The 14458-nt window shown below is 50.9% G+C and carries 10 protein-coding genes; 1 reads left to right on the top strand and 9 read right to left on the bottom strand.

The genetic code is table 11. The features are described from left to right. Positions 1-32 precede the first annotated feature (32 nt). From LAJLEIBI_RS11200 to LAJLEIBI_RS11220, 5 genes are all read right to left on the bottom strand, one after another. Entirely contained in the window at positions 33-1166 is a 1134-nt protein-coding gene (locus LAJLEIBI_RS11200; protein WP_040434733.1) for a glycosyl hydrolase family 18 protein, read from the bottom strand. Positions 1167-1301: 135 nt separating this feature from the next. Next, complete coding sequence (locus tag LAJLEIBI_RS11205; RefSeq protein WP_006442164.1) at positions 1302-2609, bottom strand: glycoside hydrolase family 32 protein; 1308 nt, start codon at positions 2607-2609, stop codon at positions 1302-1304. Positions 2610-2627: 18 nt separating this feature from the next. After that, a complete protein-coding gene (locus LAJLEIBI_RS11210; protein ID WP_006442165.1) occupies positions 2628-3488 on the bottom strand; it encodes a carbohydrate ABC transporter permease in 861 nt (286 codons plus the stop codon). Further along, positions 3488-4360 carry a carbohydrate ABC transporter permease gene (locus tag LAJLEIBI_RS11215; RefSeq protein ID WP_006442166.1) on the bottom strand — a complete coding sequence of 291 codons (873 nt, stop codon included), beginning with the start codon at positions 4358-4360 and terminating at the stop codon, positions 3488-3490. Before LAJLEIBI_RS11215 ends, LAJLEIBI_RS11210 begins: the two co-directional genes overlap by 1 nt. Before the next feature lie 16 nt (positions 4361-4376). Beyond that, entirely contained in the window at positions 4377-5753 is a 1377-nt protein-coding gene (locus tag LAJLEIBI_RS11220) for an ABC transporter substrate-binding protein (protein ID WP_006442167.1), read from the bottom strand. Positions 5754-6052: 299 nt separating this feature from the next. Between LAJLEIBI_RS11220 and LAJLEIBI_RS11225 the strand changes: the two genes are divergently transcribed. Then, positions 6053-7090, top strand: a complete 1038-nt coding sequence (locus LAJLEIBI_RS11225) for a LacI family DNA-binding transcriptional regulator (RefSeq protein ID WP_040434735.1) — start codon at positions 6053-6055, stop codon at positions 7088-7090. 56 nt (positions 7091-7146) lie between these two features. Here LAJLEIBI_RS11225 and LAJLEIBI_RS11230 read toward each other — a convergent pair whose 3' ends face one another. The 4 genes from LAJLEIBI_RS11230 to LAJLEIBI_RS11245 form a co-directional block, all read right to left on the bottom strand. Beyond that, complete coding sequence (locus tag LAJLEIBI_RS11230) at positions 7147-7728, bottom strand: helix-turn-helix domain-containing protein (RefSeq protein WP_040434736.1); 582 nt, start codon at positions 7726-7728, stop codon at positions 7147-7149. A 114-nt stretch (positions 7729-7842) separates the two neighbouring features. After that, positions 7843-11184, bottom strand: a complete 3342-nt coding sequence (locus tag LAJLEIBI_RS11235; protein WP_006442170.1) for a PAS domain-containing protein — start codon at positions 11182-11184, stop codon at positions 7843-7845. A gap of 17 nt (positions 11185-11201) precedes the next feature. After that, positions 11202-13622, bottom strand: coding sequence for an ATP-binding protein (locus tag LAJLEIBI_RS11240; RefSeq protein WP_006442171.1), 2421 nt, complete (start codon positions 13620-13622; stop codon positions 11202-11204). A 90-nt stretch (positions 13623-13712) separates the two neighbouring features. Then, on the bottom strand, positions 13713-14453 hold the full coding sequence (locus LAJLEIBI_RS11245; RefSeq protein WP_006442172.1) for an ATP-binding cassette domain-containing protein: 741 nt from the start codon (positions 14451-14453) through the stop codon (positions 13713-13715). Positions 14454-14458: the final 5 nt, after the last annotated feature.

Raw genomic sequence — 14458 nt, forward strand, 5'->3', positions numbered from 1 at the left:
CACTTTATTTTCTCCCATAATATGGAATACAGCTATTTCAGTATATAAAAATTATCCCTCAGAAGCAGCCAGTTGGCTCTGAACCACTGCATGATCTGCCAGTATCCGCATCCCCGGAGTTCATACTCCGTTATGAGGCCGAACTTTTCCTGAAGACTCCGCACATCTTCAAACCAGACCTCATGCTCCGTGCCGTCTTCCACATAGTTATAATAGGGGCTTTGCGACGTCTCGTCGAACCGTATGACTGCGCCTTTCTCTATGGCACGCTGCACCGCCTGGACATTCCCGATCGTTTCGGCCCGCGTAACGCCCCGCTCATACGGAAGGGGCCAGTCATATCCGTAGTTCGGGATTCCGAGACTGATCTTCCAGTCAGGAATGGCTGTGACGGCATACTCTACCACAGCCCGCACCTGGGGCAGCGGCGCCACTGCCATTGGCGGCCCGTAAGTATATCCCCACTCATAAGTCATGAGAAGCACATGATCCGCCGCCTCTCCGAGCGCACGGTAATCCTTGCCTTCATACAGAAGCCCCCTCTGTTCTTCCGACGTCTTCGGCGCCAGGGCAACAGAAAGCCAGCGCCCGTCCGCGCGCACAGCCTCCGCCGCCTTTTGGACAAATCCGGTAAAAGCGTCCCTGTCGTCGGCCAGTATATATTCAAAATCAATATCAAGCCCCCTGTAGCCTTTTTCTCTCATCACCTGCAGCAGGTTCGAGATAAGAAGATCTGAGGCGCTCTCATCGTGTACGACAGCACTGATAAGGCGGTTATTAAACCGGCCGTCCGGTCCGAGCGGCGTCAGTGTCAGGACAGCCTCGGTGCCGAACCGAGCCGCCTCGCGTATCATCCATCTTTCATCGAGAAGCGGCGGTATGAGCGCCCCCTCTGCCGTAAATCCATAGGAAAATATAGAAAGTTCCGACAAAAACGGCAGTGTCTGCTGGAGCACCCATCTGCTCACAAAGGGATAGGCATAACCATTCACATATATATTTCTGCCCGGCCTGCGCGCCCCTGTCTGGATGAGCAGCGCCTGCCCGACCGCCAGTCTGTATGGATATACGAGCTGGTTGTCGTAAATAAGCTGCCACACCTCCACACCATACGCCGCCGCGATGCCGTCAATATTCTCTCCTTCTGTTACTACATGAATCTGCATAGAACTCCCAACCTGAATGTCTGTTGTTCTTAGCATATGCCGGCGGTATGGAAGGCGCAACAAAAAGACCGCGGACAGCGCAGATTTTATCCTGCATTGTCCGCGGCCCGCTATAAGCCTGCCGGCATCCCCGTTTTACATCTCTTTTATCATCGTTCCGTCCAGTCCATACACAATATTGCTTATGACATACTCGCCGTCGTTTACAAACACTTCGATGAGATTCGGTTCCACAAAGACATCCAGCTTACATCCCCCTTTCAGAGGAGGTGTGCAGCATGTGGTACGGTAACCCTCAAGCCCCCGGAATACCCGGCTTCTGTCCGTCCTGATACATCCGTCTTCTGCCCATATCCGGTAGCCGCCGATATCGAGCCCTCTTCCTTCCTCCAGTACGGCCCTCACATAAAACGGCTCTTTAAAGTCAGCCTCATCCCCCGGAGAGACCACGCTCGTAAAGTGCTGCTTCACCTGCGGATGCACCCGGAAATAAATGTGGCCGTCCGACACTTCCACCACTCTGGGGAGGCACATCATTCCAATCCATTCACCCCGTTCGTCCTCCCCGGAGACAACCGGTTCCGGCATTCTCATCCATGCGATCATGACGCGCCGCCCCTCTGCGTCCACATTCGTCTGAGGCGCATAAAGGTCCAGCCCGTAATCTATGAACTGATATGTTTCAGGCAGCTTCAGGCGGCAGTCCTCCTCGCGGAAATCAGCCAGCGCGCATACGGCCTGATCCGTATAGGCAAGGCCGTCATTCATAATACCCATGGGACATCCTGCAAATACCCAGGCTCCGCCTGTCTCAAACAGGTCCGGGCACTCTATCACCGTTCCATATGCATCGTTTTGGTACTGTCCGGCATATTCCCATTTCTGCGCATCTTTGCTCTTATAGAAAAGTACACGTCCGGTCCTGTCATTGAGCGTGCTTCCGAGAATCATATAAAATTGTTCTTTACCCCGCCACACCTTCGGGTCTCGCGTGTTTCTCGCATCTGCTGTTCTGCTGTCGCGGCTCACGGGGATGATCTGTTTTTTCCCCGCAAAATTGTCAAACTGTTCTCCGTCGTCTGAGATGAGCATGGCCTGGCTCGTCACAAACCGCCCGTCTTTTGCCAGATGTATGTTCTCTTCCTCCTCCGCCTCATATCTGACTGCGGAGTAATACAGATACAGCTTTCCGTCCTTCTCAATGCCGCTTCCGGAAAAGACACCGTCACGGTCATAGTCCTTTGTCGGGAACACCGCTGTTTTCCGGTGTTCCCAGTGTATCAGGTCCTCGCTTACGGCATGCCCCCAGTGCATCGTTCCCCACACCGGAGCATATGGAAACTGCTGAAAGAAGACGTGGTATTTTCCTTTATAGTAGATAAATCCATTGGGGTCGTTGAGCCAGTTCCCCGGTGCTTTCAAATGTAATACGTCTCTTATCATAATATACCTGTCCCCTTTTTATTTTACCGCGCCTGCAACGACACCGCCGATGATCTGCTTCTGCAGTAAAACATACAGAATCACGATCGGTATCACACAGAGCAGCAGCCCGGCCATTATCGTCCCGTAGTCTGCGGAATATGTCCCATAAAAGCTGTAGGTCGACAATGGCAGTGTCAGAAGCTTCTTGTCTGAAAGCACAAGCGAAGGCAGCAGGAAGTCATTCCAGAAGGCCAGTGAATTCAATATGATCATAGTGGATATGATCGGCTTCAGCAGCGGAAATACGATCTTAAAAAATGTCTGTGACCGTGTACAGCCGTCTATGTAGGCCGCTTCTTCCAAAGCGATCGGAATGCTGCCTTTTATAAAGCCGTGGAACATGAACACGGACATGGCCATGGAAAACCCTGTATGCATGAATATCAAAGTCAGCCTGTGATTCAGCATGTTCAAAGCGCCGCCATAGATGCTGACGAGCGGGATCATGATGGCCTGGAACGGTATGATCATGGATGCCACCATGAGGGCGAACGTGATCTTTGACACTGCGTTGTTATGACGCACGATATAATACGCCAGCATAGCCGCAAACAGTGTTACAAGAAGTGTTGCCGATACGGTAACGATCAAGGAGTTCTTGAATGCATTGAGGAAATCCATCTGTGTAAATGCCTTCTCAAAGTTGTCAAATGACAGGCCTTTTATCGTAAAGAGCCACGAAAACGGACTCTTGATGATATCTCTCTTTTCTTTCAAAGAATTGATCACAACCATGAGAAACGGAAACATATATGCGATAAATACGATCACGAGGATCGCCATTGCCAGTATGTTGGCCGTTCTCTTTTTCGTTCCGCCTATTGAACTTTTATTCATTATGCCTCAACCTCCTTCTTCTTTGTCAGATATACCTGCAGACCGCTGATGCAGGCAACGATCACAAAGAGGATCAACGCTTCCGCCTGCCCTACGCCAAACTGTCTGGACGTGAACGCCTTCTCATATACGTGCATGGCCGCCATCTCTGTCGTTCCGTACGGCGCGCCGGCAGTCAGTGAAAGATTGACATCATATACCATAAACGCCCGGGACAATGTCAGAAACAGGCAGATGGTTATAGACGACATCATAAGCGGCATCACAATACTCTTCATCTTCTTCCAACCGGTTGCGCCGTCGATACTGGCCGCCTCCATCACATCCTCGCTCAGTCCCATAAAACCGGCCACATATATGAGTATCATATAACCTGAGAGCTGCCACACGGACACTACCACAAGAGCAATAAACGCCTTCGTAGGATCTGACAGCCACGATACCCCGAACAGTTCCCAGTTCGTGGACTCCCCTATATTGACAAACACTCTGGAAAATACAAACTGCCAGATGTACCCAAGCACGATACCTCCGATCAGGTTTGGCGTAAAAAATCCCGCCCGGAAGAAGTTCTGCCCTTTGATCCCTCTCGTCAGCAGGTACGCCAGAAGAAATGCGATCACATTGACGAGCACTACAACGAGTATGACATATTTAAATGTCAGCAGCAGTGACGTCCAGAACTGCTCATCCTTTACAACTCCCTGAAAATTCTTAAACCCTACAAAGTTCTTAATTTCAGCCACACCGTTCCAGTCCGTCAGCGTCAGATATATACCGTAGACAAACGGTATTATGACTACTGCAAAAAAGCAGAACATACCTGGCAGTGCAAACATACAGAAATCTTTTCCTTTTCCTTTCGCTCTCATAATCCACCCTTCTTTCCTATTCCTGGTCTTCCCAGTATTTCTGAACAGCTTCCGTCAGTTCATCCCTGCCGCTTCTGTCTGCCAGATACTTCTGCATGGCCGCCCCGAGCACTGCCCAGTGGTCATTGGGCACAATGGCCGACGCATTGAACGTCTCCTGTGAATGGACTTTCTCATATATGTCCCGGCTCAGAGGATCCGACGGTTCATACGGATTATTCCGGAACGGAGGAATCACATTACATGTCTTTACAAGCATCTGCTGCCCGATCTCACTATACACGATCCAGTTGAGGAACTCTCTGGCCGCCGCCTGCTGTTTCTGCGTGGCCAGCTGTCCATCCAGCATCACCTGCTTTGACGGGGATGCCTGTATCTTTCCGTTTACAAAATCATCACTGTCATTGTTCATAAAGTAGGGAAGGAAACCATAATCGTCCTCATTGCCGGCGCCTGCGTCCGCAAGGTTCGGCCATGCCCAGTTGCCGTTGAACCAGAAGGCCGTCTTGCCGTCCACCAGATCGATCGCCATCTCGTCATAATCCGCCCCCAGCGGGTCTCCCTTTGCCACATTGTACTTTTTCAGCACGTCGAACATATCGAGGAACTGGCCCATACGGTCATAGCTTTCCAGATCGAGCTTTCCATCTTTGATGTCCTCTATCGCTTTTTCTGCGCCTTCCGAAGTCCCGTCATATGTTTCATATATGTACTGCAGCTGATGCGCCCCGAGCGACCAGTCTTCCTTGGCCATGGAGACAGGTCTTTCAACCCCTGCATCCACCAGCCTGTCAAGCAGCTTTGTAAACTCTTTCAGAGATCTGACCGAATCCGGATCAAATGTCTCTCCCAGGGCGTCGTCGATCACTTTCTTATTATAAATGATGCCTCTGCCCTCAATACAGAGCGGAAAACTGTATACCTTTCCATTTACCTCTGTCAGATAATCTGCCGCCTCTTCGGTCCACTTTTCTCCGGACAGATCGGCCGCTTTCTCTTCTGCCAATGCAATGACGTCTGTCGTATCCAGAATGGACAGCGTCGGCGGAGTTCCTGAGTTGTACAGGCTTACGACCTTCGTGTAGGGAGAATCCCCCTCTGTGACAGGCATGACTTCTACATGGACTCCTGACTTTTCCTCGAATGCATCCGCCATCTTCTCCAGCGCAACCTGTATCTCCCCTTTAGAATTTAAAAGGGTGATATTTGTTCCGTTCAGCGATGCATCGTACTGGAAAGAATCCACAGATGTGTCGATCGGCTCTTCCTTTTCCGTCTCGTTCGGGTCGTCCGGGTCACTGGCAAAACCAAACCTGCAGCCCGTCAGCGTAAGCGCCGCCAGTGCGGCTGCCACGCTGAGCGACACTGCTTTTTTAACTAATCTCCTTCTCATAAAACTATTCCTCCAAAATTAATCCCGCAGATGACAAGAATATATTCTGTCCTGTGTTATCTGCCTGCCTCAGTTAAACACTGTAACCGGTAAAGTAACCGGTTACTTTATGATTTAATCATACCACCAGCTTTCCAAAACGTCAATTCAATCCTTTAATTTCGTTATATTTACTTAATTTTCCAGCTCTCCCTTGTGTATATATTACAAAACCGGTTACTTAACTGATTACTTGTTGCCTTACTGTTTAAACTCTGTTATACTGTATGAAGAATAAATACTTAAAATCGAGGGATATTATGGCACAGAGCAAGAACGTAACCTTCGCCGATATCGCGAAGTACACCAACTTTTCCAAAACAACGATCTCCAGATACTTCAATGATCCCAATTCCCTGACCGTGGAAAACCAGGCGATCATTTCAGACGCACTGGAGAAACTCAATTATAAAGAAAATAAAGTAGCCCGCATACTCGCAAGCGGTAAAACGGAATTTATCGGCATCATCGTCCCCAATCTGTTTCTGCATTACTATTCGGAGATACTGAATCAGATATTGTCCACTTACGAAACCTTTGGCTACAAATTCCTGGTCTTTGTGGGAAACGAAAATGAGGAGACAGAACGCCGGTATATCCAGGAACTGCTCGCTTATAAGATAGAGGGCATGATCATCTTAAGCCACACCATTCCTTCCATAGAGCTGGCGTCCCTGCAGATCCCCATCGTTACGATCGAGAGGGAAGACAGGCACGTTAACAGTGTGAACACAGACAACTATATGGGGGCCATACAGGCTACGAGCCTCCTTGCGCGCCATAACTGTGATGTTCTTATACATATCAACACCCCCACATCCGAGGATATTCCCGCCTACGACCGTATCCGCGGATTTAAAGATTTCTGTGAAGACAATCACTTAAACCATCGTATCATCATACATGAAATGGAACGTACCCACGAATCTGCAAGCATGCATCTTCGCAGCATTCTTTCTGAACTGGAACAGGAGTATTCCGGACTTAAAAAGGGGATCTTCATCTCCAATGACACCCACGCCAATATCCTGCTCAACCTTATCGTCCGAAAGTACGGAACACTCCCCGATGACTTTCTTATCATCGGTTATGACGGATCGCCCGTCTCAAAAGAGGCGGTCATACCGATCAGTACAGTCGGACAGCAGATCGACAAGATCGCCTTCGAGGCAGTAAGCCTTCTTGTGACACAGATGGACGAGCGAAAAAAAAGAAGACCTGCCCCTTTAAGGGAACCGGTCCACAAGATGATCACGCCCGTCCTGATACGCAGGGAGACGACCGAAGACAGAGACTGAGATCCAGGCCCGTGACGGAAGAAATTTCCTCTTTCACGGGCTTCTGTTATCCCTGCTCACACGTTCTTTCTGTACAGTCCGTGCCTGTTGCAGCAGGCATAGATGAATCCATGTCCCCGCTTCGTGAATCTGGCCTCCGCGCTCTGCTCCGGATACAGCTTGACAAACTGCACGTGACTCGAGGTGGCATAGACAAGAAATGAAAGATAATGTGTTTTGTCCATCTCGTGTTCCATGCAGACATAGAATTCCCCGTCCATATCCCGCACCTGTATCTCATGCCCCGCACATTCCTCTTCTGGCTCCATCGCCGGCAGGAGAATTCCGCAGCAGCTGTAAGAGCCGTTTCCCATGGCCTGTATCACATTTCCGCAGAGCGGACATACGTAGAATGATATTTTTTTCATGTTTCCCGAACGATTCCTGTTCTCAGCATATTCTCCGTTCAAAAGTTCTGCCAGAGAGACGCCGAGCGCAGAGGCAAGCTCTGTTATGATGCCCACATCCGGGAGCCCCTTTCCCGTCTCCCACTTTGATACGGTCTTATCGCTGACACATACAGATTCTGCCAGCTGTCTCTGCGTATATCCTTTTCTTTCCCTTAATTCCTTTATTATACTTCCTGTGACATAACTCATGATATTACCTCTTTCTTTTTCTGATAGGTTTATCATACGCCGCCGGGCCATATTGTTCAACCTGCGGAACGTAGAGCTGCCGCTGTGATATTTATTATCACAGCGGCAGCATTGTCATATCCAATCCGGCGGATCCGTCAGCTGATGCATGATATCCAGCAGCCGCCCGATCTCCAGCGGCTTCGTCACATGCTCATTCATCCCGGCCTGCTTCGCCCGGTAAGCATCATCCACAAAAGCATTGGCCGTAAGTGCGATGATCGGTATGTCCGCGGCATCCGGTCTTCCCCCCGCAGCGGAGAGGCTTCTTATTGCTCTTGCGGCGCTGTACCCGTCCATGACCGGCATCTGTATGTCCATCAGGATAAGAGCATATGTACCCGGAGGCCTGGCAATGAACGTATCCACCGCCTCTTTTCCGTTGACGGCACAATCCGCCGCAATACCGTTCATAGAAAGCAGATCCACCACGATCTCCCGGTTCAGCATATTGTCTTCCGCAAGAAGAACACGCATCCCCGGCGCAAACTCACGTACCGGACGGCTCCTGTCTTCCTTTTTCCCGCTCTCCGGAACGCCTTTTGCCTGTACGAACTTTAAGTATACGGTGACCGTAAACTTCGTGCCTTCATCGAGCCTGCTGTCCACCTGTATCGTTCCGTTCATCATCTGGACAAGGTTCAGGGTGATCGCCATGCCAAGCCCTGTTCCCTGAATCTGACTGACGCGAGAGTCTTCCGCGCGCTCAAAAGGCAGGAACAGTTTGTCGATAAACTCTTTTGACATACCGATCCCGTCGTCCTCCACGACAAATTCAAAACAGCCCACTCCTCTTTCACCTGACAGTTTCTCCTCCAGACTGACCGATATATGACCGCCCTCCTGCGTATACTTCACTGCATTTGAGAGGAGATTGATCAATATTTGTTTCAGTCTTACTGTATCACCATACACTGCGCTGTGCTTTCCTTCTTTCCTCGTCACCGTGTAATGCTGGCTTTTCTGTTCAACGTCCGGTCTGACTATCTCCGACACTTCCCTGAGAAAGCTGTCCAGCACGATCACATCCTCACTTAGACTCATATTCCCGGACTCTATCTTGGACATGTCGAGCACTTCATTGATCAGTCCGAGAAGATGTCTGCCGGAGAGATCGATCTTGGACAGGCAGTCCGCAATACGTTTTTCATCCCCCGTACTGTTGCGGGCGATCTCCGCCATTCCCATGATCGCATTCATGGGTGTGCGGATATCATGGCTCATCCTTGACAGAAAGTCCGATTTTGCCTGATTCGCCCTGTTCACAGACGCATATGCCTCTTCCAGCGCGCACTTCGCTTTTTTCTCTTCCTCATAATATTCCAGATCTCTTTGCTTCTCCGCGCTGATATTGCGGAACGCGAATATGGCAGTCTTCCCGCTGCCGCCCCCCGCCGCCGTCAGATGGACTTCCATCCGTATCCAGTACGAAGATGTCCTGTTCCTGAATTCTACCTCCAGATGGCCATTTCGCTGTGCAAGTTCCCGGAGAATGCTGTCTCTTTCACATATATCGGCAACTTTACCTCTGTCGGCGTCAACCACATCCTGCAGGATATAGCCGTACAACTCTTCGGAATAACAGCCGGTGCGCGCCATTGTATTCCCCCTGCCGGCCTCCGGAAGACGTACGGCATAGTAGCTGTCCTTCTGCAGATCCACGTAGAATATACTGACATATACATCATTGATCGCCTGCAGTGCGGACTGATTCATGCGGAGACGCTCACTGCTCTCCGACAGCTTCGATTTCATCTTGTGTATATTATTAAGAGCGCCCACCACCCGGTCCGGTCTGCCTTCCTCCGTCATCAGCCTGCTGTTCACCCGGTGCCAGACAAACTCACCCGGACGGCCCCCAGGCGTAGAACAGCGCACCTCAAATACTTCCGAACGTCCGTTGCATATATTGTCGATCACCGTAGCTACATCGTCCGGATGTACGATCTCATGTTTCAGCAGCTCCTTCGAGTAATCTCTGATCTCGTTCCGGATGACCCCCTGTCCGGTCCTCGGCTCATAACTGATGAACCTGTCTTCGTCCATCAGATATTCAAACATCACTGCTGAACTGACCTCCATCGCCACCCGGTACATCTCATGCTCCCGGTCAAGCCTCTGCTGCAGTATTTTCCGCTCTGTGGCATCTACCACTGTCCGCTGCAGGATATCGTCCCCGTCAGGCGTCACCCCTACGATCATACTCGTTCCGTCCATCCAGCGGATGGAGCCGTCCATACGCCGCACGCGGTATTCGCAGTCCCTGCGGTCTCCCACATCCTGGAGCATACTGTATATATCATACAGAACTTTCCGGTCTTCTTTAAGGACCGCGCCCATCACGCCGTCATGCCAGTCTCTGCACCCGGTTTCCATGTCGGCGTACCCCATGATCTCTATCACCGCCCTGTTCAGCGATATGAGACTGAAACTATTGTCCCGGTGCCTGACAAAACGTATGATCCCGCACGGAACGGTCTCGTAAATACTTGTGAGAAGGCCGGTCTGCTCTCTCAGGCGCTGCGCATCCTCCTCGGACCGTGTAATATCCAGATAAAGACTGTTCACCATCCAGTTCCCGTCCGCATCCCTGGCTTTTTTCCCGCTGTCGATGACCCATTTAAGGCTTCCGTCTTTACAGCGTACCCTGTATTTGGTCGAATAAACGAGACCGCCGTCCTTAAACGCCTCGGCACAGTCTGCAAGCGCCTTCGGCAGGTCGGGAGGATAGACGTTTCCCACCGCAGAGCCTCCGGTCGCTTCCATGAACTCTTCTACCGTGTATCCGAAAAGAGCTGCCGCCTCTCTGCTGACAAAGGCAAAGGAATATGTATCGTCGTCATTGCTGATCTTAAGCCCCCCTGCAATGGAGGACATGATCACCTCCAGCTGCCGGTTCCTCTGTTTAACTTCCTCCTCAAGACTTGAAAGCTGCTCCTGAATATATTCATAGGACTGTTTTCCTATTTTATCCGGAAATTTCTCTCCGCCGACCATCTCCTGGTATGGGTTTGAGCAGTGGATATGCGCACATTTCAGTCCGTCCTCTGTCTCCTGAAACACGTATGTCACCCGCTGGTGCACTCTCAGGTACATTCCGGCGCTCGGGTCTGTCTCGATCCACATACGCCCCGTCACTATATAGACCCCGTCTGCCGGACAGACGACGTCATATTCTTCTTCTGATATGTTACATTTGGGGATGGCGCCTTTGTAATTTAAGAACCGCTCCACACATGCCTCCCGCCCTGAAACGTATTCCTCTTCCCCCGCCCCAAGCCAGGAAATCTGAGGAGCGAAACAGGCCGTGACGCCCTCTGTATCATTTTCGCAGTAATGCATATGCATAAGGGCGCTGGCCAGCTTTTTTGCCTCTTCTATATGTCCGCCGAATGTTCTGTCTCCTTCTTGTATCACACTGTTATCCCCCGCATTTATTTCCTTTTTTCCGTTTTCATGCCGATTCCGGACGCTTTGTCATTCCTGAGTCTCCACGCGGTACAGTTGGATAGTATTTTTTTCAGCTGCTCCATCGACACAGGTTTTGACAGATGTCCGTTCATGCCTGCCAGACTCGCCTTTCTGACATCCTCTGCAAATGCATCGGCAGTCAGCGCGATGATCGGCAGCTCTTCGATCCGCTCCATTCCGCAAGCACGTATCTTTTTCGCGGCCTCATACCCGTTCATGACCGGCATCCGCACATCCATCAGGACAACGTCATAATAGAGCGCCGGATGGGAACATACCGCGTTCACTGCCTGTTCTCCGTTTTCCGCGCATTCCACCTGTGCTCCGAGCAGCTTCAGCATCTCCCCGGCGATCTGTCTGTTCAGCTCATTGTCCTCCACGAGCAGCACACGAAGTCCGGCAAACATCTCGCTGTCACAGTGCGTTTCTGCCGGTTTCGTCAGCGCGGACGCATCACACTTCGTAAGATACAGAGTTATAATGAATTTTGAGCCTTTTCCGTACTCGCTCTCCACCTGGATATCTCCGTCCATCATAGAGACCAGATTCCTGACGATCGTCATCCCAAGGCCTGTGCCTGCGATTTTGCTTATCCGGCTGTCATCCGCACGGCTGAAAGGCTCAAATATATGTTCTACATATTCCGGTTTCATACCGATGCCGTTATCTTCGACCGTAAACTGGTACGTGCCGACCTGGTTCTCCTCTTTTTTGAGTTCCCGAAGGGAGAGAGAAAGCATCCCTCCCTCTTCCGTATATTTGGATGCATTGGCCAGTACATTTACAAGTATCTGGTTGATTCTGCCCGCGTCTGCAAGCACCCTTGCATGTATCTCTTTTTCAACATGGACCACAAAGGTCTGATGCATCTTTTCTGTCGTCACTCGGAACATTTCTGCCACTTCATCCACCAGTTCACAGAGGTCAGCCTCTTTTTCCGCCAGCTCAAACGTACCGCTCTCGATCTTGCTCACATCCAGCACCTCGTTGACAAGCGACAGCAGCCGCTCACCGGAACCGGCGATCGTCTTCAGATACTCCTTGATCTTCTCCTCATTGCCTGTATTCATCAGGGCCAGTTCTGTCATTCCGATAATGGCATTCATCGGCGTGCGTATGTCGTGGCTCATCCTGGAGAGGAAATCACTCTTGGCCTGGCCGGTCCGCTCCGCCTTTTCAAGCGCCTCCTCCAATATCTGCTTTGTTCTCCGCTCTTTTTCAATTGTCTCTTCCTGTATCCGCCGTTCCTCATCGATATTTCTGGAAAGCGTGATCTCGATCAGATCATCCGTATGGGGACTTTCCACTCTGACCACCTGTGTGAAGTTCCAGTGATATACTCCGTCCGCCCCGAGATGAGGCACTTCCATGGACACGATGCGCTCACCGCCAAGATACGTATCTATGAGTGCACTGCGCCTGAACTTTCCTATAAATTCACTGCGGTAGTCAGGATGAACCGTGTCCAGTTCAAATTTGATCAGATCGTCAAAACAGCCTGTATCCTCCGGCCTCTTAACCTGAGACCGCTCATATTCAAGCATGTGATAGGTATTCTGCGTCAGATTGACGGCGATGAGCATCTGGTACGCCGCTTTTGCCGCTGTCGCAAGCTGGCTGATCTCCACGTTGAGCTGCTGCTCCATCAGAAATTCTTCATGGACATCGTGAAAGACAAGCACGCACCAGCAGTCCTCCTCACGGCCGATTCTCGCCGCAGCAAATTCCGCCATACGGTAGCTGCCGTCAGGAGACAGACGCCGCAGACGCTTCGTGATCCTCTTCCTTCCATGCTCAAACGCATGAAGCATCGCCTCCCTGGAAAAGTGTGCGTTAAACGTTTCCAGGTCATCCGGGTGCACCGTCTTCTCGGCATAACTGCGGTTTTCCACTCCAAAACAGCCCTGTTCCGGTATGTCTGACCAAAGCATATCTCTCTGGCAGTTAACGTAATGATCCGCCGTCAGATTGGCGATGATGCATTCGTCAAATACAGTCACAAGGCTCTGTGCGTACATATGTTCAATTTCCCTGAATCCCTGTTCTTCCTCCCGGTTCATTCTGTGCGGGGCTGCCGTCACCACAACGGCCCGAATGTTTCCATCCCAGTTGATCCGGGTTGCGGTCACATCAACAGTCGTATGAAGAAGCGGATCCGGGCATACGATATGGTTGGACGTTCTTTCTCCCAGCCCCTGCAGGGGGCAGCAGCCGCACACCTCGGGCCATACATCATGGCATTTGGCGCCGAGCGAAGCCCTTCCCCGCCCGGTCTCTCTGCAGCGCTTATTAAAATACAGCAGCCTGTGTGTCTCTTCTTCAATAACATAAACGCTCATATCAGTCAGCGCATCGAGTAATTCAGCCAGATTGTCGGCAGACATAGGCTCATCTCCTTATCCCGGTCAGTATCCGTCTAATAATATATGTCCATTATACACGGTAAGCCGTGAAATAGAAAGCTCTTTCTAATGTCACCGGCCCGGCCGCTCTTTCTCCACAAGCCTGCCGACAAACTCTGTCTCCGGGCTGTAAAGCAGTTCTTCGGGCGTACCGTACTGCTGTATCTTTCCCTGGTCCATCACAAGAACTTTTGTGCCGAGGTTCAATGCTTCCGATATATCATGTGTCACAAAAAGTATGGTGATCCCGGTCTTCTGATGGATCCGCTTAAGCTCTGTCTGCAGCTGACCCCTCGTTATCTCGTCCACTGCTCCGAACGGCTCATCCATCAGCAGAATATCAGGAGACGCCGCAAGCGCCCTGGCGATGCCGACCCGCTGCTGCTGTCCCCCGGACAGTTCCTGCGGGTACCGCCCCCTAAGTTCTTCCTCCAGGCCGACGATTCCCATCCACTTGCTCACTGCATCCTTTGTCTTCTTTTTGTTCTTTTTATTCAGCAGATTCGGCACATAGGAAATATTCTGCTCCACTGTCATGTGGGGGAACAGGACACTTCCCTGGATCGCGTAACCGATATTTCTGCGCAGTTCGATCATATTCTCGTTCCGGATGTCCCTGCCGTTCACAATGACTGTTCCGCCGCTCGGTTCCACAAGTCCGTTGACCATCTTAAGTATCGTCGTCTTGCCGCACCCCGAAGAACCTATGATCGTGACAAACTCTCCCTGTTCGATCCCAATGCTGAATCCTTCAATGATCGCCCTGTCTCCATATATTTTCTTTATATCCCGGTATTCTATCGCTCTGCTCATAATGA

The organism is [Clostridium] hylemonae DSM 15053, from assembly GCF_008281175.1.
GTDB classification, from domain to species: Bacteria; Bacillota; Clostridia; order Lachnospirales; family Lachnospiraceae; genus Extibacter; species Extibacter hylemonae.